The organism is Legionella norrlandica, from assembly GCF_000770585.1.
Classification (GTDB): Bacteria; Pseudomonadota; Gammaproteobacteria; order Legionellales; family Legionellaceae; genus Legionella; species Legionella norrlandica.
The window spans coordinates 44,450-65,697 of the sequence record NZ_JNCF01000012.1; the positions used below are offsets into that span (position 1 = coordinate 44,450).

A 21,248-nucleotide genomic window follows, 5' to 3' on the forward strand; every position below is an offset into this window, starting at 1 on the left:
TTACATAACCTCTGCGACATTCTGCTCAGATTTGAAAATATCAGACAAACAATGTATCACCCTATCGATATCTCTAGAACTCAAATTAGAACCCGACGGAAGGCAAATGCCATGATCAAATAAATAATCGGAAACACTAAATTGCTCATCATGAGGATAATATTTGGATCCTGCGAATAAAGGCTGTCTATGCATTGGCTTCCAAGTTCTTCTGGCTTCTATATTAAATGGTTTTAATTGCTCAATAACTTCTTCAGGCTTTATCTTACTTAATATTGGTTTAATAACCAATGTCGATAACCAATGAGTACTAAACCCATTTTTTATCTCTGGCATCATCTCGATAAATGGATAATAATTCAAGGCTTGCTTATATCGATCAAAAATTTCTCGTCTTGCCTTGATACGTTTTTCCAGTACCTTAAGCTGTCCCCGACCTATTCCTGCAAGCACATTACTCATGCGATAGTTATAACCAACCACTGTGTGTTCATAATGGGGTACTGGTTCACGTGCTTGTGTTGATAAAAACCTTGCTCTTTGTATTAAACTCTCATCTTCAGAAACCAACATTCCACCGCCAGAAGTGGTAATAATTTTATTGCCATTAAACGAAAAAATTCCTAGCTTACCGAAAGTTCCACTATATTTATTGTTATAAGTGGCGCCCAAAGACTCCGCAGCATCTTCTATAATTGGAACATTGTATTCGTCGCACAATTTACATAAAGCATCGTAATTGGCGCTTTGCCCATATAAATTAACAATGATAACGGCTTTGGGCATTTTATTATTTGCTTTACTCTCTTTTAGCGCCCGCTCTAAAGCGACAGGAGACATATTCCAGGTGTCCAAATCTGAATCAATAAATACTGGAGTAGCTCCTTGATATACGATAGGATTCACAGTCGCTACAAAAGTAAAACTAGATGCAAATACAATATCTCCTGGTTTTACATCCAATAATACCAGTGCTAAATGAATGGCTGCTGTTCCTGAACTTAAAGCAACAGCGGATTTTATATTAATGTATTCTGCTACTTCTTTTTCAAAAGAATCCACATTAGGCCCTAACGGAGCCACCCAGTTAGTTGCAAAAGCTTCTTGGACATATTGTTGTTCATGTTCCCCTATATGAGGTGAGGAAAGCAGAATATTAGAAGACAATTCTCGTCGATGTATTAAACGCACCGGTCGATTATTCTCATCAATAACAGGAATATGATCCAATTCATATTCTTTCATCAAATGATAGGCATCTTGAATCGTTGCAGATACTGGGAGTGATTTTGAGGAATGTTCGGATAATTGCTCCAGGGTAGAGTCTAATGTACACCCTTTTAATAATAATCGTCTGATATCACCATCAGTAACCGTTCTAATAAAACGTTCATCACTATCTACTAAAAATAACACTCCTTGAGCAGTTGCATCTAGTCTGCCCAAAGCCATTTTTAAACTGAAATGTTTATTTACATATAACTCTTTGATAGTAATCATTTTATTCCTTTTATACTGCGGGTACACCTTTCACAGTAGTGTTTTCTTTTACATCTCTTACGACTACTGAGCCAGCACCAATTATTGCTCCATCGCCTATAGTCACGCCAGGCAAAATGACTGCTCCAGCCCCGACCAAAACTTGCTCTCCAACTTTAACTCTTCCGCCTAAGGTACTATTAGGAGCAATATGTGAATAAGAACCCACTATCACCTCATGATCCACAATAGCACTGTGATTGATAATGCATCCTTCTCCTACCTCACAATCAGGACCAAGTATTGCTCGTGCTGCGATAAAAGAGCCTAAACCAATGCGCGCAGACTTGGCAATGATGGCAGCAGGATGAATAATTGTAAACAAGCTTGTTTTGGAATTCATCAGTTCAATAACATTTTGTCGTGCTTGGTTATTTCCAATACTAACATGAATAAGACCAGCATAATCAACCAAACTCTCCGTTGTTGAATCAACCAAAACTCCACATAATTCTTGACCTAATAAATTCTTGTTATCATCGCAAAGCAAAATCTGTAAAGAAGGATGAGTAATTGATAGCGCATCAATGACCACTTTACAATGTCCACCACATCCTATTATTTTTAATTTAGTATGCATTGCATTTATTCAAAATTTGTGAATTTAAAGGGATAGATTTTAATAATTGATAACATCTTTCACTGGTATTTCCATCACCATAGCAATTAGAATATGCCATCTTGGGTTTAGATAACGCTTCTTGTAGGCCAGCTAGAACAGCATCGTACGTCACATCAACATCGATGACATTGTCACTACGCTCTCGTAAATTTTGCCTGCTCCCAACATTAACAACTATTAAATTAAAAGAAGCCGCTTCTATGATACCACTGCTCGAATTACCTAACATCACATCAGCATTTGCCAGACAATCTATAAACTCTGCTCGATATAAATGCTTAATAATTCTAACATCCGGATGATGAATAAACTCCTGAATGGCCTCTCTAATTAAATGCCCGCCAGTATCAGAATTTGGCTCCAAGCAAATAATTTGTAAATCAGATGCGAGTGCTGCCCGAATCACGCCTTGGAATTGGATTTTAATAGTGTCAATTTCCTGGACAACTGGATGGTAAATCAACAAACAGATTTTCTTATTAGGATCAAATCCATATCGTTGATTAAATACATTTCGTGAAGCCGTTTTATATTGTTTGATTTCGTCCAGACCTGGCGCACCTACTTGAAAAATGGTTTCTCTTTTTTCTCCCATTCTAATCAAACGTTGTTTAGATACTTCTGTGGCAACAAAATGATAATGGGATAATTTAGAAATAGCATGCCTTACCATTTCATCAACAGTTCCGGAGCGTTCGCCTCCATGCAGATGCACTACTGGAATATTTAAATGAACAGCAGCGATTGCCGCAGCCAGCATTTCTCCGCGATCACCTAATAATAAAATAATATCAGGGCTTTCTCTTTCAAATACTTCAGTTAAGCCCAACAGTTCATGTCCGATAGCTTTCGCCATAGAACCATGTTGAGTATTAACAACATCCACGGGAATGATACCGCATATTGGAAACCGATCTGCTTTAATTTCATCAACTGTGTTCCCATATAGTGCATCGAGATGCATACTCGTGACACAAATCGATAAATCGATGTCTTCTGCCTCATGCAACTTTTTAAGCACTTCTCGCATCAACCCGTAATCAGCGCGTGTGCCACTAACATAAATTATTTTTCTTGTCATTGCGCTTCAATATGTTCCCATAATAAAGTACTACCTGCAGGCAAACTCTGACACAATCGTGCGCCCACAACTTTTGAAATTTCTGAAGGAGCTATTCCTGTACCTGGTCTTAATAAGATCAAGTCATCTTTACTGATTTGAGCTCCTTTTAACAAATCATGCTTTAAGGTCACACTCCTTCTTACCAAAGCTCTTATAGGTAATTCATTATCCGATGGTTTTTTCTCTCCATCACCTAAAACGGTTTCAACCTCTCTAATAGATTGCACCAAATTTTTCATTTCCTCTGGATTCATAGAGGCAAGATGATCTGGTCCTGGAAGCGATTTATCCATTGTAAAATGCTTTTCTATTACACAAGCGCCCATTCCTACAGCTAATGTTGGTACCAAGATACCCAATGTATGATCCGAATACCCCACTGGCAATTGAAATGCGTTAGCTAAAGTTTGCATGGCTTTCAAATTTACGTCTTGATAAGCAGCCGGATAATTAGAAGTGCAATGCAGCAAAACCAGATAATCTGATAAAGAGTTCCCATAATATGGCTTTACTGTATCTATGGCCACTCTTACTTCTTCCAAATCACACATCCCTGTTGAGATAATTAAAGGTAATTTTTTACTAGCACAATGTTGTAAATAAGGTATATTGGTAATTTCACCAGAAGGGATTTTTAACCTTTTTACCCCTAATGAAATAAGAAAATCGATGCTTTGTTCATCAAAGCCAGTTGACATAAATTCAATGCCCAGTGAATTGGCCAATTCACTTAATAAATAATGATCATCTTCTGAAAGCTCCAATGCTTTAAGCATTTCATATTGTGTTGCAGACTCTGGCGCATTATTTTTTTGATATTCTGCTTTCCCTACTGTTTTATTAACTAAGGTATCGGCTTTAAAAGTTTGAAATTTTACTGCATCTGCTCCGGACTCCTGTGCAGCATGTATCAATTCTTTCGCAAGCTGAAGGTCACCATTATGATTTACCCCTGCTTCTGCAATTATAAAACAATTCATAATAGTATCTCTTCTTTAAGTTCTATTAATTTTTCTACTAAAGCCCAATCCATCAATGTATCAACATCTATAGATTCACTTGGACTATCCATAAGTAAGGCTTTGGTGGGATCACTATAAAATGACTTATTAGACATTATCTGCTTAGCAGTAGCTATATAAATTGCACCATTTAATTTAAAAATGGGTTCACTGTCTTCAGAAATTTCGGATGTTTTAAAAATATTAGGAAGACATAAGTTACCTTGATCATCTAATGTTCTGTACCATGAAGGTTTGAAGTTTACTTTATTAATTGATACAACACTATGGCCTATCTCCTTGTGCATTAGAACTGCCCTGCTTATTGTCTCAGGTTTTCTAAAAGGGGAAGTAGGTTGTAATAATAAGACGCTATCAAAATATACATTTATTTTTTTATATTTATCCAATAAGTCAATCACAGCATCCACTACATTGGCTGAATCATCCGCTAAACACTCAGGTCTTAGCCAAGGAACAGAAGCTCCATATTGTATTGCAATATCTGCTATTTCCTGACTATCGGTAGAAACTACGATTTGGTCACAGCAATTTGCTTGGAGAGCAGCCTTAATAGTGTGTGCAATGAGTGGTTTACCAGAAAGCAATTTTATATTTTTTCCAGGCAGTCTTTTGGAGCCAGCTCTAGCTGGTATTATGGCTAATACTCTCACTTCATGTATCCTAAATTTGTAAAAATTGCTTGATGATTTCTAACCCTACTTCTCCACTTTTTTCCGGATGAAACTGACATCCATAAATATTCTCATCTTTTATTACAGCACTAATTGCCTGGCCATCGTATAAAGTATCCGCTAATCGTTTCTTAGGATCGCTTGGCACAACCATATAGGAGTGTACGAAATATACAGATGAATTGGCGGGCACATTTTTTAATAGGGTGTCGGACCAATTTTCGCCATAAGAAGTGGTAACCAATTTATTCCAGCCAATATGTGGAATTTTATGTCGTTGTCCGTCAATCCCATGCAATGGGATGCTTACTACTTCTCCAGTGATTAAATCAAGTCCATCATGTTCACCAAATTCCATGCTCTTAGTCAGCATCAATTGCATACCAAGACAAATCCCTAAAAAAGGCTTGCCACTCCGTGAGAATTGTTTAATGGGATCTACAAAATTTAAATCAACTAATCCCTTCATTCCATCCGCGAACGCCCCTACTCCAGGTAAAACTAATCGATCAGCTTTCATAATGTCTTCTGGAGTATTTACTAAATTAACTGAGGCATCAAAATAGTGAAATGCTCTTGCTACGCTTAATAAATTACCAATACCATAGTCTACAATTGAAACTGAACTCATACCGTTCTCACATGAATACCTTTAGCTAATGCATAATTTCGAATTTCGGACAAATCAAGTCGCTTATAATGCAATACATCAGCCATTGCAACAGCATCCGCCTTAGCACCATAAACCACATGAGTCAAATCTTCCAAACATCCCATTCCACCACTTGCAATCACTGGAATTGAAACCGCTTCAGACACTTGTTTCACTAATTCCAAATCAAACCCCTTGCGTGTACCTTCCTGATCGATGGAGGTTAATAATATTTCACCCGCTCCAAACTCCTCTCCATTAGTGGCCCAGTCGACAACATCCATACCTGTATGTTCTCGACCATTATCTGTCATTACTTCCCATCTGCCATTTGGAGTTCTCTTAGCTTCGATTGATAAGACCATGCATTGTGAACCAAATCTTCTCGCTATATCGGAGATAAGACTAGGATTTTTTGTTGCAGCAGTATTAACAGCCACTTTATCTGCCCCACAACGCAGCAATTGCTTTACGTCATCAACACTCCGAATCCCTCCTCCAACAGTGATTGGGATAAAAACATTTTCAGCGGTAATTTTTACAATTTCTGACAAATTATTTCGCCCATACAAAGAAGCGACTGTATCCATATATATTAATTCATCAGCACCTTGAGCATAGTAATGCATGGCATATTCATTGGGATTTCCAACTACTCTTAGGCCTTCTAAATGTACCCCTTTTATTAAATTGGGACCTTGATATCAAGCCTTGCAATCAATCGAACATTGCTCATCAAACAGTCTCCAAATATTCACCAATCATCTTTTCAAGATTGGTTACCTGATACCGTAATTTCCACTGTCCATCTTCTTTTCTCCATAAATGGGGGGATCTGAAAGTATCTGCTAAAGCCATAAAATAAGCTCTGTCCATAATCGGTTGCTCAAACATTGTAGAAGCAACAGGAAATTCTTTAGGATTGATACTTAAATACTGAAAAATTTCTTCAGCAAAACGTTCAGGAAACTCTTGATCAAAACGCTTCACCAAGGAAACCCCCTCTTCGCGAGTGATATCCCCTGAGCGTATCTCTTGTGAAGCATCGTATGTTGCTCTTCCTATCCCGAATTTAGTTAAGGTAGTGTAGTAATGAAAATCATCAATCTTGTCATCAATACTATTATATTTACTATAAGTTCCAGGAGTTCGTTCGGGAGAAGCCTCAAATCCCCCATGTTCTACAGCATAATAATAACAACTTTGGGGATGCCACTTTAGGTAATATCCTAAATAATGCACTTCCACCTTCTGTTCTTCAATTTGTTGCGGATCAGCAGGTAAATAAGCGTCTAAATCATTATCATTTAAACCAAAATCACTTTTTAATTCTTGGACAGAAGTACCACCTAAAAAGATTTTACTTTTATCTTCTGCAGTAAAATATTTCCAGTCTCTTTTAGCAGACTCAGTATCTGCAATAGGATTACCATACTCGGCTTCATTTTCACCATAAATTACCAATTTGATTTTATGTAATAACGCCATTTTAGGTGCATAGGCTTTTTGACCTATCATAAACGGTTGAAAAGGGTGGAATAAATTTTCAACCGCAAGTCTAGTTAATAATCTATGCACTTTTCCATTAGGTGTGAATAAATAATTATCAAAACCAGCATGTATCCATGCTTGAAAATTTCTCCAACCCCAAGGAGTATACATATGAGGAGCCCAAGTTACTGTCAATGGATTCATACCATATTTATACTTTAAGATATGGGCGGCATAAAAACTATCTTTTCCTCCAGAACCTGGAACAACGCAATCATAAGAACCATCATTGCTTCTATATCGATCACAAAGCTCTTGCAATTGCTTTTCACGTCCCTTCCAATCGATGATTGATTTTTTTCGTTCTGCTACACGGCAAGCATCACAAATACCATTTTCATCAAAATGTATAGTGAGTTTCTTGGATTCTTTTTTATGTTCATACTCAACAGCAGAATTAGGTCTTTGATTTGAAATAACACAACTTCTGCAAAATTCCACCTTATTGGGTAACCCATATTTAGCTTGAAGCTTCTCTGCAGGAAGCTGAAAACTTGCTATATCTATAGGCTTTGGTGCGTAAATTTTGCTCATATCAATTCCTATCCGGACATTAGTTATTTAATAAAAACGGCAGTATACAATAAAAATCTCAGGTATTAAACAAGTCCTATTTTCAGAAGCTAAATCGTATAAAACAAAAATTCTTAAAATCAATAGTCGCCAACTACTCCTTTTAGAGATATACTCGATGAATCGAATTAAAGTAGGAATTTTGCATGACCTTGAAGGCCATGTATAACCAAATTGCTGAAAATTATGCAACGGCTAATCGCTTTGGTTCTATTAGCGAAAGTCATCACGTTGCCATTGAACAGATCAAAAAATTTCATTTGGGATTAAAGCCCCATTATAAAGTTCTTGATCTGGGCGTTGGTAATGGTTCTTTTTTACAAAAATTACATCAGTTAATGCCAAAAGCAGATTTCACAGGAATTGATGTATCATCAGAAATGTTGAAACGAGCGAGTAAAGTGCTTCCTCTAACCACTATTGAAGGCAGTGCCGCCGAAGCAAATAAATTTTTGCCTGCCCATAGTCAAGATCTGGTTGTGGCCCATTTCATCAACGCCTATATTCCAATTAACGTACTCTTTGATGAAGCAAGATACTTAACTCGTGCCAATGGACATTTTTCTTTGATCACAACCACTTATGATTCATTTCCTGTGGCTCAGCAGCAACTAGCTCAGTTTATTGCTCAAGATACAATCTTAAGTAGGGTTGTTGGCCATTATTATAAATCTATAATTAAAAATACCACTGTTGCCACCAATCGTGAGGAACTTTTGCTGTCTTTTAAACAACACCAATTCGATACCCTGAATCATCAACGTATTGAAATACCCATCACACTTAATAATATAGATGAATTAGCCTTGTTTGGGATTGAAGGCACATGGTTTCTTAATACCTTATCTATACGGATGCTACCGAAGTATTTTTTAATTCAGCGTCTTAAAAGGCTTTTCAGCAAAATATTTACATTCCCTTATCATGACACCCATATTATTGATGTAGTTCTTGCCAAGAAATGATAACCTTGAATTGTAGCTTAAGATTATAACCTAATGGCAAAGTGCTCCATGGATTAATATTGAGTCATGAGCTCGGCCTATGTTAACCAATTGATATCAGGATGAGGTGTGAAAGTGATTTCTCAAGCAGTTAAAAATTATCTTCCCGAATTAAACCTTCGCCAAAAACAAACTAATAACATTATTTTTATTACATTCTGGAGCCAGTTTTCAGTCTATGCACTTAACACAGTTCTAGTTTTATTTTTAACTCGTCCTTTGCTATCTCAAGGGTTAGGCTATAGTCAGGCAAAAGCTTATGCCTTTATTGGTGTTACCCAGGCCACAGGTTACTTAATGCCTATTTTAGGTGGGTATATGGCAGATAATGTCGTTGGGGTGAGAAGATCAATTCTTCTCGGCAGCATTATGTTGGCCTGTGCTTATTTATTAGTCATGCTAAGTGGCTACACTATTAGCTCTCTTGGGGATCAATTATTTATTATCGCTTTTGCCTTTATTCCAGCAACGAATTCTTTACTGATGGGCACTGCATCAAGTATGGTTTCTCATATTTATTCTGATGACGCTATTAAAGCCAAATCGGCCATGACTTACTATTATATGGCGATTAATGTTGGTGCATTACTGGCAACTATAATTGCTCCTGCATTATTGGAAAGTCGTTATGGACCACTGTCTGTACTTACTTTAACTTTTATTGGCAAATCAATTGCCGCTTTGAATTTCGCGAAGCGTTACTCAATTTATGACAGTGTTATTTGGGGAAAGGATAAATCCAAATTTTATAAGCAAGGCATACTCAGTCTGCTCATCTATGTGGCGGCTATTTACTCCCTTACTTTATACGCCTATACCCATGTTTACATTGCCAGCACGCTAATTAGTGCGGGATGTGGCTTGGGAATTCTCTGGTTTTTAACTAAAACCATCATGCTCAGAGGAGAAACACGCAGCAAGCAAATGATAGCGGTATTATTGATTATAGAAGCAATCGTGTTTTTTATTATATATAATCAAATGAACAGCACTCTGGTTTTGTTTGCTGAACGCAATTCTGACCTGAGTTTTCTTTGGTTTCAAATTTCTCCTGCTCAATACCAAATGCTAAACCCTTTGCTCATTTTACTGATTGGAAGTCAACTTCCCCGCTTCTACAGATTTTTTTCGCGTTTTACGATCCCCTATCAATTTGCAGCCGGTACGATTCTCTCTGGTATTGCCCTTCTGATTATGGCCTTTGCTGCTCAAAATGCAACAAATGGCATCGTTAATGGTAACTACATTGCTTTAACCTATATCCTCATTTCAATTGCTGAATTATGGGTCAGTGCCATTGGTCTTAGTATGATAGGACTATATTGTGATAGTCGTGCTATAGCCTTTGCTATGGGAGTGTGGTATCTGGCCAGTTCTATGTCTAATGCCATTTCTGGTCGTGTAGCCGGGTGGGTCGCTATACCAGAAAATATTCATTCCGCCATTGAAAGCTTACCTTATTATAAAAATTATTATTTAATTATGGGAATCTGTGCATTAGGGAGCGGTATCCTGATGTATTTTGTAGCTTATTATTTACACAAGATAATGAAAAGACGAGGGGTTCAATTAGTATAAAACTAAAATTATTTTTAGGGCGATAAGCCATCCCAGGCAGAGATCCCCGCTTTCTGGGATGGCACACAAAATGAGTCGATCCCGCTGAGCTGTCAGCCAATTGATGAGGTATCGAGCCCTAAATTGTCTCGTTTGAAAACTCGATCTGCTCTATAGCTTGAACGAACCAATGGCCCTGAAGCCACTTCAAAAAATCCTTTTTGCAAACCTATCTGACGCAACTCAGCAAAGACTTGCGGCGTCACATAACGTGCAATAGGGAAATGATTTTTAGTAGGCTGCAAATATTGCCCTAAAGTTAAGATATCCACATGATGGGAGCGCAAATCATCCATGGTTTGAATGACCTCCTCATCAGTTTCGCCTAAGCCCAACATCAAACTGGTTTTCGTTAAAACATCTGGACGATATTTTTTGGCAAAAGCAAGGACATTTAGAGTTTGCTGATAACCTGCCCGATTATCTCTTACAGGATGAGTTAAGCGTTTTACCGTTTCGACATTTTGCGCAAAAACATCGACACCACTGTCTAATAAAATGGCTACATCTCTCTCATTACCTTGAAAATCTGGAGTTAAAGCTTCGACTTTTGTTCGAGGAGAACGCTTTTTAATAGCTTGAATAGTTTGAGCATAATGATTTGCACCCCCATCAGGTAAATCATCCCGATTAACTGACGTTAGAACAACATAATCAAGATTCATTAACGCTACAGTATTAGCAGTATTTTCTGGCTCTTCAGGATCAAGCCAGCCATGAGGGTTTCCCGTGTCTACAGAGCAAAACTGACAAGCACGTGTGCATACTGCTCCCATTAACATTATAGTTGCAGTACCATGAGACCAACATTCTGAGATATTAGGGCATTTTGCTTCTTCGCAGACTGTTGCTAACCGATATTTTTGGACTTGTTCTTTAACCTGATGGTAAGCAGGAGTTGTCTGGTTAACGATACGTAACCATTTTGGCTTCGGTAATCGCTCATGATTTTGGCCAGATGATTTAACTCCATCTTTAATAGCTGTAATACCGTGTGATGTCTTATATTTTTTCCCGCTTTCCACGACAACCGGAATATCGATCAATTTACTCATGGCGCCACTCTGAAATAAAAGAGATGATGATCCCAAATCATAGATACAAGATCAAGTTCATTTACGAACAACAAGAATATCTCCCACTTTTTAAAATTTCAATCCGGCTCTATTTATAAATGCACTTCCTATTTATTTTTTTTGCCTGTTTTTGATTACTTCAAGCAAAACTTTTGCATGCGATCCATCACACCAAGGTGGGTTTTTGGTTTGTTTGCAATTGCAAAAACACACTTCCTCAGTCAATTCTGCTATAAAAGAAATGGCCTTATCACCGCAATTCTCTTTATCACAGAAAGGAGGTGTTTTACTTCCTCCACAGCCACACCACTTGTAACGATTTCCTTCTACGACCTCTACGGTAATTGGGAACAAATGTTTAAATTCTGAATCCTTATCCATAATACCAATTTCTCCACAGCCATAGATTAATACACTCTGCTTATTTAATTGTATGCTATAACTGCAAGATATTTAGAATTTACGATAAACTCTTTTTCCAAAACAAACTTAAAAGCAAGCCGGCAATACCCAATAAAATAATTACAAAGAGTGACAAAGCGACATTAGAAAAAGCATACGGATAAACTATTAACAGCAATCCAAAGGCTAAAATATATAACAAACCAATAGCAGTTAGTTTTAACTTAAATTTTGCAAAAAAATTAAGTTGAATGAGCATTGTATACAATATCATAAGCATGATTAGAGGCAGAACATACGTAATTTGATAAGCCAATTGATATAATGCGGCTTGTACTACTGGTATATCCTGATTATTTAACCATTGCTCAAAAACATAAGACCAATTCATCAAGCAAGTTTGTTGAAACATAAAAACCATCCATGCTAATAAACTAGCTAACGCAACACATAAATATTGAATAGAGCGATTTTTATCATATCGACCAGCAAAATAAAAAATAAAAAGACCTACCAACGCTGCGGGAAAACGAAACCAGGGAAGCGCTCTGAAAAATATATCAGGATAGGCTTGTTGAAAATAATGGACAATGCCAACTGTCAAAATAAACACTGAACCAGTAATCCATTGTGCTTTTCGATTTTCCATTAAAAATAATAAGGAAAAAAATGCAGCAATGCAAAATAACGAGCACGGTGCTATAGCATCAATTAAGGCTACAACGAAAATAAATTTGGCAGCAGAGGGACTGCCTATAATACCCGATTCGAATAAATTCGCATTCCCCCATCTATTTAAAACACTTTCCGTGGCCGGAGTTAATTTTCCATTTTTCTCAATTTCACTTCTACAGTATTTAATGGCATTTAAGAGAGTTTTTCCCGTTGTTTCCGCTGTAGCGTAACCAACCCAGCGGGAATTGCAAAAAAAGATAGATGGCACAGCAAAATCATATCTATTAAGCTCTGTTAATAAATAATTAAACCGTTCCAAAGCTTTTTTATCTTTATTAATAATATAGCGCTCTACATGCAGCCAAGGGTACTCTGCCTCAATTTCTTTAAAAAATACATCGGCGTTATGGCAATGAGGACATGTTGAAGAAAGAAACATTTCGACTTTAATAACAATGCCTTTACCTGGTTCTTCGTTATACCAGGGAGAGGAGTTGGTCGCCCATAAATTACTACTGAGTATTAGAAAAAACAGGATCAATCGAAACATTAGCTTCATAAGTTCAGACAGTATTTATAGAAATAAATACTATAACACTGTGTTTGGATCATATGAAATAGTCTAAAACATTTCTTAAGACAAAATCATATAAAAACTATAATGATAAATTGGAGTAGGCGAGATTATAGATTAAGTGTGGATATAATTTTCTAAGTGTTCTATAACTCTCATTTTATCTTCCAATAAATGATAGAGTAAATCTCCTATTGATAGGATAGCCAACAATTCACCATTTTCCTGGATTAACACATGTCTTCTTTTAGTTTCCGTAATTGCTTGCATGGCTTTTTCTACTGCATCGTGTGGGCTTAAAATCGTCACTTTCGTATAAACCACATCAAGTGCTTTTGCTGTTTCTAAGTCGATACTTTTATAAAAACAAGATCGAAGTATATCCCTTTCACTGACTATACCGATTAAATTGGCATCGCTATCAGCCACAACTAATGCACCGATATCATTTTCGACCATAAGATTGATACATTTTCTTACACTATCTTCAGGATGAATAAATACTATTTTCCGTGGCGGGATTGGTAAGACGCTATGAATTAAGTGAGCCATTTCACTCTCCCTGAGAAAACAAAATTTTAACTTGCTGTATAAATATAGCACAAATAAGGGCTGTTAACCCTATTGATCTAGGGTAAGAAGGATTTTTTGATTTATGAAATCTAGAAGAAAGTAACCATCCGCTTTATTTCAGATTTGATAAAGAATTCATTAACCCCAAAGCCTGAGCCAGTGAAGAGAGACTCAGGCTTAAGGTTAGGCTCGCCATCCAACATAGGATATTAGATGGGCTCTCAATGTTGGGTCAAAATATGACCCCAACCTGCAAATTAGTTCACAACACGCCAGGAGCCGTCAGCTTGACGACATGCTTTACCATAGATTTGTTGAGTTTTACCGCCAATCATAGCTTTGGTAATGTACTCACGACAAGGTTGTTGTGCGCGATAATAAGTTCTAGTAGGTTGTACGGTATAACGATATCCTGTGTCTGGATTTGACCAAGCTACTGCTCTACCAGTTGGGGCTGTTTCCAAGGCGCGCTGCATTTCCATTCGATCAACCTTATCCATTGTTTTTCCAATTTGCCCCCCCAGATAAGCCCCTAATAATGCTCCCGCACCTGCAGCTACAACCTTACCTGAACCACCGCCAAATTGGCTACCAAGTAAACCACCTACCACACCACCAGTAATAGTCCCTACACCTTCCTTATTCATTGGGGCACAGCCAACTAGCATAAATGATAACGATAATGATGCAACAGTTAATTTTTTCATTACAGTTCACCTGATTAAAGAGTTACAAAATCGGTTGCCATTCTACCATCAAGGACACTTATTATCCATATGAGATTTATGAAAAATATAACCCATTGATTAAAATAATTTTTTAATCTCAAATTTTGTTTTCTCTAAATCCATGGCATCTTAGCTATGCCGCACTCGCTCTGAAATTTGGCATAACAATTCATATCCTATGGTTCCCGCTGATTTGGCAACTCGTTCCACTAAAATATGTGCTCCCCAAAGCTCAACCACGTCCCCTACCTCAATATCGGGATGATTTGTTAAATCGATTGCTAACATATCCATAGAGATCCTGCCCACAATAAATACTTCTCTGCCTCTAACCCAAACAGGGGTATTCTCGCTGATATGTCTTGGGTAACCATCACCATAGCCAGCAGCAACAATACCAATGCGAGAAGCTTTGTCGCTTTTCCAGGTACCGCCGTAACCTACCTGTGCAAAAGAAGGATTATCATGAATCGCACTAATTGCTGAAATAAAACGCATAACTGGAATCAACCCCAGATCCCATGCAGTTTGGTTAGCAAAAGGGGAAACACCATACAACATAATTCCTGGTCTTACTACGTCAGCATGAGAATCAGGAAAGGAAATAATAGCTGCAGAATTTGCAATGCTACGTTCACTAAATCCAGGAATAGATATTTCCTGAAATAAAGAGATTTGTTTTTGATTTTCAGGCCTATGAGGTTCATCAGCACAAGCTAAATGGGTCATTAATCCGATGTTTTTATCCACCCATGGGCAAGCTTGCAATGCCTCGAGAATATTTTGCAACTCATGGGCTTTAAACCCTAACCTATGCATGCCAGTATTTATCTTGACCCACACTTTTAGCGGAGTAGACAATGGAGTATTAATGAGCCATTGTACCTGCTGAGAGTGATGTAGGACACAGGCAAATTTGTTCTTTGTTGCTACCGATAATTCATCCGAGCTAAATACCCCCTGAAAAAGGATACATGGGGTTTCAACTCCTAATGCACGAATAGCAAGCGCCTCCTCAAGGCAAGCCACTCCAAAGGCATCAACACGCCCATCAAGAACAGGAGCCACTTCCCTTACCCCACAACCATAGGCATTTGCCTTTACCATTGCTATAATTTTCTTGCCAGGAGCTAAGTGTCTTATTTGTGATAAATTATGTACCAAAGCACTAGGCTCTATTACCAATCGTGTAGGTCTCGACACCCTATTCTACCCCTTGATAACCATTAAATGCCAAATCTTCAAAACGTGTGTATTTACCCAAAAAGGCTACTCTGACTTTGCCTATAGGTCCATTTCTTTGTTTGGCAACAATGATTTCAGCAGTGCCTTTATCGGGACTGTCTTCATTATATACTTCATCTCTATAAATAAAACAGATTAAATCAGCATCCTGCTCAATTGCTCCTGATTCTCTTAAATCCGACATGACTGGTCTTTTGTCGGCACGTTGCTCCAAACTTCTATTCAGCTGAGATAAAGCAATTACTGGGACCTGCAATTCCTTAGCCAGCGATTTGAGGCTTCGTGAAATTTCAGATATTTCAGCAGTTCTATTGTCTGCATTAAAACCGGGTACTTTCATTAATTGCAAATAATCCACCACAATAAGGCCTAATGAACCTTGATCTTTTGCCAAACGTCTGGAACGAGCTCTCATTTCCCCTGGCTTAGTGCCGGAGTATCATCAATAAATAAAGGGGCTTCAGAAAGCATATGCACAGCAGATGTGACTCGCGGCCAATCGTCATCATTCAATTTACCTGTTCGGATCCTATGCTGATCAATCCGTCCCAAGGAAGACATCATTCTCATTGCCAAAGAATCAGCAGGCATTTCCATAGAGAAAACCAGCACTGGCTTGCCAGCCTTAATCGCAGCATGCTCAGCCATGTTCATGACTAAAGTTGTTTTACCCATAGATGGTCGGCCAGCAACAATAATCAAATCGGAAGGCTGCAAACCTGAAGTCATTTCATCTAAATCATTTAGTCCAGTAGCAAGCCCCGTAATAGCATCGCCGTTATGATAAAGTGCGTCTATTTTTTCTACTGCCCGAACAAGGATAGATTTAATACTCTCTGGCCCGCCATCTCCTGCTGTTTGTTCACCAATAGCAAATACTCTTGTTTCTGCCATATCCAGCAACTCAGGCACTTCTCTCCCAGCAGGGTTATAAGCGGAATCAGCAATTTCTGTAGCGACTGCTATTAGCTGTCTCTGTACTGATTTTTCTCGTACGATATCAGCATAAGCGCTCACATTAGCCACGCTTGGAGTATTATTGGCTAATTCAAATAAATACGCTTCTCCACCGGCATCATCTAGGTCATTGTGAGATTTCAGAGCATCTAGGAGAGTAACGACATCAAAAGGCTGGTCCTTTTTTGCCAAAGCAGAAATGGCTCTGAAAAGAATTCTATGTTCTGTGCGATAAAAATCTGCTTCACATAATTTATTACTGACCTTATCCCAAGCCTGATTATCTAACATAAGACCACCGATAATCGCTTGTTCAGCTTCAACCGAATGGGGAGGTCGTTTTAATGGATCAACTGTTTTTTTGGATATTTGCAAATCAAGCATAGTAATAATCAGTTATTCGCGAAGTTATTGAGCAAATTTGTATATTAAAAAGTATTCTTTATCAAATTTCAATTTATAACAACACAGAGACATATGTGCCATTAAGCATTGAGTTCTCTCTTGGGGAAGAGGGATTAATAATATCATTATTTTTTAACTTGACGCCTCTACCCCTTTGAAGAGAATAGAAAGAGAGATAAGCCCTGCCTATACCAAATTTATCTAATCCAAGTTTGAGTGCGACCTAAAGCAGAAATACCGACATATCCTCTGACATACAATTTATTTCCTTCCAGGGTTATTTTAGCCTTATAAATTTTACCTGTTTTAGGGTCTAGAATAGAGCCGCCACTCCATACTCCATTCCCCTCATCTTTCAGCCCCCAAACAAAAGTCAACCCTTGAATTTTTTTGTCTTTAAATGCACCTGGACATTTTGAACAAATTCCAGTGTCACCTGGCTGTGGATATACTTTAACAATAGTACCACTTAAAGTACCATTTGAGACCTTAAGGTTAACTACTGCCCTTTTAGCACCGGTTTTATCGTCAATTGTCGTCCAGGTACCAGCAGGAGATGCTGCTGAGAAAGCTAATGGCAAGTAACTTACAGCAATTACAAAACTACACAACACCCTCCATAATTTCATAAGTAATCTCCGTGATTGAATCAATAACAGCATAAGCTATGATAAATTACTTTGCTACTGAAATATTTAAAAAAAATATATATATATTGAGCCTATAGATCATATTAGCAAAGCGAAATAAGGAGGAATTTTACATAGTACGGATTCGCCTAGTGTGAACTTTATAGACAATCGGACGCTCTTTATTTCATAAAGGCATAAAAAATCGATTCAAATCCTCTTCGCTCAAAGTCATCGATTTAGAAGCGTCTGCCGATAAAATCCCGTCGACCAACTGCCTTTTTTTCTCCTGCATACCAAGGATTACTTCCTCGACGGTTCCTGATGTGATCAATTTATAAACAAAAACGGGGTTTTCTTGTCCTATTCGATGAGTTCTATCAGTAGCCTGATCTTCAACGGAAGGATTCCACCACGGATCATAATGGATCACCGTATCAGCACGAGTTAAATTAAGTCCCGTACCTCCTGCTTTCAAGCTGATTAAAAATATTGGCGTATCGCCTCGTTGAAATTGTTCTACCAAACCTTGTCTATTTTTTGTTTGTCCTGTTAATTTTAAATACTCATATTGTTTGCTAATTAAGAGCTCTTCAATTAATTTCAGCATTGAAGTAAATTGTGAAAACACTAATACCCGTCTTCCTTCTTCTACTAAATTATCCAAGAGCTCCATTAATACATCGAGTTTACATGATGTGCCATGAGCTATAGCAGCTTCAGGTACAGATAACAGTCTTGGATCACAGCATACCTGGCGGAGTTTCAGTAACGCATCAAGCAATAGTATATGACTTTTCGCTAACCCTTGTCTGGCTATAGCATCCCTGACTTTTTTCTCCATGCTCATCCGGATTGCTTCATAAAGATCCCTCTGAGCACCTGCCAACTCTATAGTTCTAGTCATCTCTGTCTTAGGAGGCAACTCTCTAGCCACTTGATTTTTAGTTCGACGTAACAAGAAAGGTTGTACTCTCCTAGTCAATAAATTCCTCCTTTCCATATCCGCATATTTCTCTATAGGTGTTCTAAACCAAAGCCTGAACTGCTTGGCATCCCCCAGAAGACCCGGCATTAAAAAATGAAATAAAGACCATAGCTCACCTAAATTATTCTCCAGAGGAGTCCCCGTGAGGCATAAACGGTGGTCGCTCTCAACTGTTGAATGATTTGTGTAGTTTTTGTTCTAGCATTTTTAATAAATTGCGCCTCATCCAGGATGAGATAATAAAAAGGATAATCCACAAATTTTCCTTTATCCCTATGAATTAGTCCATACGTAGAAATAACCAAATCATAATCATCGAAACGGTCATGATGCCTATCGCTACCATGATAAACCAAAACTTTAATTTGGGGGGTAAATCGATTGGCTTCAGCAAGCCAATTTCCCACAAGACTGGTAGGGGCAATTATTAAACTGACTTTTTTTAACCTTCCTTGTTCTTTTTCATATTGTAAATGAGCAAGAGTTTGCACTGTTTTACCAAGCCCCATATCATCTGCTAATACGCCATTAAAATGGCTAGTACGCAAAAACTGAAGCCAATTTAATCCATAATGTTGGTAATCTCTCAAATGAGCTTGTAAACCTGAGGGGCTTTTAATTTCTGGTAGATCAGTTAATTGGGTTAATTTTCTTAGTTCTTCTCTTAATGATTCCGCACCCTGCCAACGAGACTTGGTGGCAGCAATAGCTAATTCTGCTTCTTGCATCAAGATAAATTGATATTTATTAATCTGCAAGTGCTGATTGTGATCAATCTGTCGCAAGCCGAGTTGTAATAATAATCGCACCAAAGGCTTAATCCTTCCCATTTGCAATTGTAGTAAACGACCGTCCTGCAAAGGGAGTTTTATTAACTGATTATCAGGCAAGCTATCCAAAGTATCTCCGGTATAGCGTTGAATTAAATCAGCAACCAGAGGCACTATACTAACAGGCCTGCCCTCTACCAAAATACCCAATTGATAAGAGAAAAAATCAGTCGTGTTTTCTTGCAAATCGGAATACCATTCCACCTCATCAGCAGTAATAATCTCTTGATAGAGTGGCTCGCAAACTCAATACGCCATCCCTGTGTTCTTAAATAAGGTATCGCTTGGTGATAAAGACTTTCCATGTCAGAGATTGCTTGGATATTTTTTAAAACAAAAAAAGAATGATCCGGTAAGTCCCAGTTATGCTTTTCCCATTGATGTGCCTCTCTCATATCAATAGAATTATTTAATTCCTCAATTTTCGACGCTTCAAATTCCTGATTACGCGGATACTCGATAAGCACATCGTCTATTTGAGAAACCACTTTTTCACATTTTTCTGCAAAAGGCACTAATAATCCTTGATAGTCAAAGCCAATTTTTGCAATATAAAGTACATTATTTTCAGCAGTATCATAAAACCAAACATCATCCTCGCTATTATCCGCAACATCAAGAACTAATACGGGAATCGGCCTTAATTGCTTTATTTCTCTTTTGTTGAATACCTTTGGCATTGGAAACTCAGGGTAATTTTTAGCCATTTTTTTTGCTAATAAATCAGCCTGTTCCAGTGGAATAGGAGGAGCCTCTAATAAATTACGTAATTGTCTCACAGGATAAGGAGAGTTTAAGCGACCCATAATGGAGTTATTAATATCAAAATACCAACTTTCATCCAATAATAGTGGTTCGATATCTTGATCATCATGCCTTAATTTTAAAATCTGATGTCCATTATAAGACAAAACCCACTGGCACTTACCTGTTAAAGTCTCTCCCTTTTGAATAGGAGTATCCTCATTTTCAATAAAGAATGCTCGTCCAGAGGCGATGATCTTATCAAGAAGCTCGCTATTACGTATCGAAAGACTATCAAACCAGCCAGAGATCCCACATTTAAATAATAACTGGGCTACAATATCATTGTCATCCTCTATAAAGTGTTGTTTCTTTGAATTAGCCAAGGTATTAAAAATGACTTTTTTCCCATAACCACCTCGTTTTAACAGCTTAGCCAGGGCTAACTTAATAGTGACTTTATGCTCATACTCTCCAAGTTTTAAATCGATTAAATAGGTTAGGTGATGAGTGACTTCCGGTTTTTTTATTGACGATGCTTCCTGAGCACGTAAATTTTTTAACCAGACATCCAATTTTCTGTCTAATCGATTAGGTGATTGCGGTTGTAAGTTTATTTTTTCTCTATCTCGCAGCGCAAATAAACAAGCAGCAGCATGTTTGCAATTATATTGATAAGGACAGGTACAGCGAGAAGGTTTGGAAGGCCATAATTTTAAATCCATGTGGATATCATAAATGTGGCTTGAACTGCCTTTTACTCTTCCTTTCAGCAAGCCTTCACTTAAACGAATATTGAGAACTTGTCCTTTCTGAAAATATTCTTCCCCCCGCAGCAATATTTTCGCTTCAAAAACCTCTGGCATTCTGGATATTGCTTCATTTAGCATATAATGGGTTTTATCTAGAGAAAATTGCATATTGTAGTCAATTTTTAAGCTCATTGACAATTAGCTAATGTCAATTTTTAATAACGGTTACTAAAATGATTACACAGATAATTGGACTTGGCGGCAGAAGCTATTACTTATAGCCTTCTAAGTTA

The 21,248-nt window shown here is 37.7% G+C and carries 16 protein-coding genes and 3 pseudogenes; 2 read left to right on the plus strand and 17 right to left on the minus strand.

The genetic code is table 11. The features are described from left to right. The 8 genes and pseudogenes from OK13_RS04840 to OK13_RS04875 all read right to left on the minus strand — a co-directional run bounded on the left by OK13_RS04840 (position 1) and on the right by OK13_RS04875 (position 7,717). Complete coding sequence (locus OK13_RS04840) at positions 1 to 1,500, minus strand: aminotransferase class I/II-fold pyridoxal phosphate-dependent enzyme (protein WP_035888247.1); 1,500 nt, start codon at positions 1,498 to 1,500, stop codon at positions 1 to 3. Between the two features lie 10 nt (positions 1,501 to 1,510). Continuing rightward, entirely contained in the window at positions 1,511 to 2,119 is a 609-nt protein-coding gene (locus OK13_RS04845; protein WP_035888248.1) for an acetyltransferase, read from the minus strand. After that, complete coding sequence (gene neuC / locus OK13_RS04850; protein WP_035888249.1) at positions 2,109 to 3,242, minus strand: UDP-N-acetylglucosamine 2-epimerase; 1,134 nt, start codon at positions 3,240 to 3,242, stop codon at positions 2,109 to 2,111. Before neuC ends, OK13_RS04845 begins: the two co-directional genes overlap by 11 nt. Continuing rightward, a complete protein-coding gene (gene legI, locus OK13_RS04855) occupies positions 3,239 to 4,264 on the minus strand; it encodes a N,N'-diacetyllegionaminate synthase (RefSeq protein ID WP_035888250.1) in 1,026 nt (341 codons plus the stop codon). Before legI ends, neuC begins: the two co-directional genes overlap by 4 nt. After that, a complete protein-coding gene (locus OK13_RS04860; protein WP_035888252.1) occupies positions 4,261 to 4,959 on the minus strand; it encodes an acylneuraminate cytidylyltransferase family protein in 699 nt (232 codons plus the stop codon). The genes legI and OK13_RS04860 overlap by 4 nt, the downstream gene beginning before the upstream one ends. A gap of 10 nt (positions 4,960 to 4,969) precedes the next feature. Further along, a complete protein-coding gene (gene hisH / locus OK13_RS04865) occupies positions 4,970 to 5,611 on the minus strand; it encodes an imidazole glycerol phosphate synthase subunit HisH (protein WP_035888253.1) in 642 nt (213 codons plus the stop codon). Further along, positions 5,608 to 6,368: pseudogene (gene wbuZ, locus OK13_RS04870) on the minus strand (glycosyl amidation-associated protein WbuZ). Before wbuZ ends, hisH begins: the two are co-directional and overlap by 4 nt. Beyond that, complete coding sequence (locus OK13_RS04875; RefSeq protein ID WP_035888256.1) at positions 6,368 to 7,717, minus strand: N-acetyl sugar amidotransferase; 1,350 nt, start codon at positions 7,715 to 7,717, stop codon at positions 6,368 to 6,370. The pseudogene wbuZ and the gene OK13_RS04875 overlap by 1 nt, the downstream one beginning before the upstream one ends. Positions 7,718 to 7,902: 185 nt before the next feature. Here OK13_RS04875 and OK13_RS04880 point away from each other — a divergent pair, with 185 nt between their 5' ends. Further along, positions 7,903 to 8,721, plus strand: a complete 819-nt coding sequence (locus tag OK13_RS04880) for a class I SAM-dependent methyltransferase (protein WP_035888257.1) — start codon at positions 7,903 to 7,905, stop codon at positions 8,719 to 8,721. Between the two features lie 108 nt (positions 8,722 to 8,829). After that, positions 8,830 to 10,338 (plus strand): peptide MFS transporter, encoded by a 1,509-nt coding sequence (locus OK13_RS04885; RefSeq protein ID WP_152571580.1) that lies wholly within the window; start codon positions 8,830 to 8,832, stop codon positions 10,336 to 10,338. Positions 10,339 to 10,430: 92 nt separating this feature from the next. Here OK13_RS04885 and lipA read toward each other — a convergent pair whose 3' ends face one another. From lipA to OK13_RS16005, 9 genes and pseudogenes are all read right to left on the minus strand, one after another. Continuing rightward, positions 10,431 to 11,432: a lipoyl synthase gene (gene lipA / locus OK13_RS04890; RefSeq protein ID WP_035888260.1), complete on the minus strand. Its 1,002-nt coding sequence runs from the start codon at positions 11,430 to 11,432 to the stop codon at positions 10,431 to 10,433. A 132-nt stretch (positions 11,433 to 11,564) separates the two neighbouring features. After that, a complete protein-coding gene (locus OK13_RS04895) occupies positions 11,565 to 11,834 on the minus strand; it encodes a CDGSH iron-sulfur domain-containing protein (protein ID WP_241480418.1) in 270 nt (89 codons plus the stop codon). A gap of 79 nt (positions 11,835 to 11,913) precedes the next feature. Then, complete coding sequence (locus tag OK13_RS04900) at positions 11,914 to 13,080, minus strand: thioredoxin domain-containing protein (RefSeq protein ID WP_241480420.1); 1,167 nt, start codon at positions 13,078 to 13,080, stop codon at positions 11,914 to 11,916. Positions 13,081 to 13,221: 141 nt separating this feature from the next. Further along, positions 13,222 to 13,656: a CBS domain-containing protein gene (locus OK13_RS04905; RefSeq protein ID WP_035888265.1), complete on the minus strand. Its 435-nt coding sequence runs from the start codon at positions 13,654 to 13,656 to the stop codon at positions 13,222 to 13,224. A 278-nt stretch (positions 13,657 to 13,934) separates the two neighbouring features. After that, positions 13,935 to 14,384, minus strand: coding sequence for an RT0821/Lpp0805 family surface protein (locus OK13_RS04910; RefSeq protein WP_035888267.1), 450 nt, complete (start codon positions 14,382 to 14,384; stop codon positions 13,935 to 13,937). A 150-nt stretch (positions 14,385 to 14,534) separates the two neighbouring features. Then, the gene (gene alr / locus OK13_RS04915; RefSeq protein ID WP_035888269.1) at positions 14,535 to 15,608 is read right to left on the minus strand and encodes an alanine racemase; all 1,074 of its coding nucleotides are present in this window, start codon (positions 15,606 to 15,608) and stop codon (positions 14,535 to 14,537) included. Between the two features lies 1 nt (position 15,609). Then, positions 15,610 to 16,991, minus strand: a pseudogene (gene dnaB, locus OK13_RS04920) (replicative DNA helicase). Positions 16,992 to 17,209: 218 nt separating this feature from the next. After that, positions 17,210 to 17,641, minus strand: coding sequence for a DUF2147 domain-containing protein (locus tag OK13_RS04925; RefSeq protein ID WP_035888272.1), 432 nt, complete (start codon positions 17,639 to 17,641; stop codon positions 17,210 to 17,212). Between the two features lie 187 nt (positions 17,642 to 17,828). Continuing rightward, positions 17,829 to 21,093, minus strand: a pseudogene (locus OK13_RS16005) (DEAD/DEAH box helicase). Between the last annotated feature and the right edge of the window lie 155 nt (positions 21,094 to 21,248).

Coding starts and splice junctions, on each gene's coding strand:
- OK13_RS04900 (WP_241480420.1), bottom strand. CDS start 13,080: ATGTTTCGATTGATCCTGTTTTTTCTAATACTCAGTAGTAATTTATGG.
- lipA (WP_035888260.1), bottom strand. CDS start 11,432: ATGAGTAAATTGATCGATATTCCGGTTGTCGTGGAAAGCGGGAAAAAA.
- OK13_RS04905 (WP_035888265.1), bottom strand. CDS start 13,656: ATGGCTCACTTAATTCATAGCGTCTTACCAATCCCGCCACGGAAAATA.
- hisH (WP_035888253.1), bottom strand. CDS start 5,611: ATGAGTTCAGTTTCAATTGTAGACTATGGTATTGGTAATTTATTAAGC.
- OK13_RS04845 (WP_035888248.1), bottom strand. CDS start 2,119: ATGCATACTAAATTAAAAATAATAGGATGTGGTGGACATTGTAAAGTG.
- OK13_RS04910 (WP_035888267.1), bottom strand. CDS start 14,384: ATGAAAAAATTAACTGTTGCATCATTATCGTTATCATTTATGCTAGTT.
- neuC (WP_035888249.1), bottom strand. CDS start 3,242: ATGACAAGAAAAATAATTTATGTTAGTGGCACACGCGCTGATTACGGG.
- OK13_RS04880 (WP_035888257.1), top strand. CDS start 7,903: ATGACCTTGAAGGCCATGTATAACCAAATTGCTGAAAATTATGCAACG.
- OK13_RS04925 (WP_035888272.1), bottom strand. CDS start 17,641: ATGAAATTATGGAGGGTGTTGTGTAGTTTTGTAATTGCTGTAAGTTAC.
- legI (WP_035888250.1), bottom strand. CDS start 4,264: ATGAATTGTTTTATAATTGCAGAAGCAGGGGTAAATCATAATGGTGAC.
- OK13_RS04875 (WP_035888256.1), bottom strand. CDS start 7,717: ATGAGCAAAATTTACGCACCAAAGCCTATAGATATAGCAAGTTTTCAG.
- OK13_RS04895 (WP_241480418.1), bottom strand. CDS start 11,834: ATGGATAAGGATTCAGAATTTAAACATTTGTTCCCAATTACCGTAGAG.
- OK13_RS04840 (WP_035888247.1), bottom strand. CDS start 1,500: ATGATTACTATCAAAGAGTTATATGTAAATAAACATTTCAGTTTAAAA.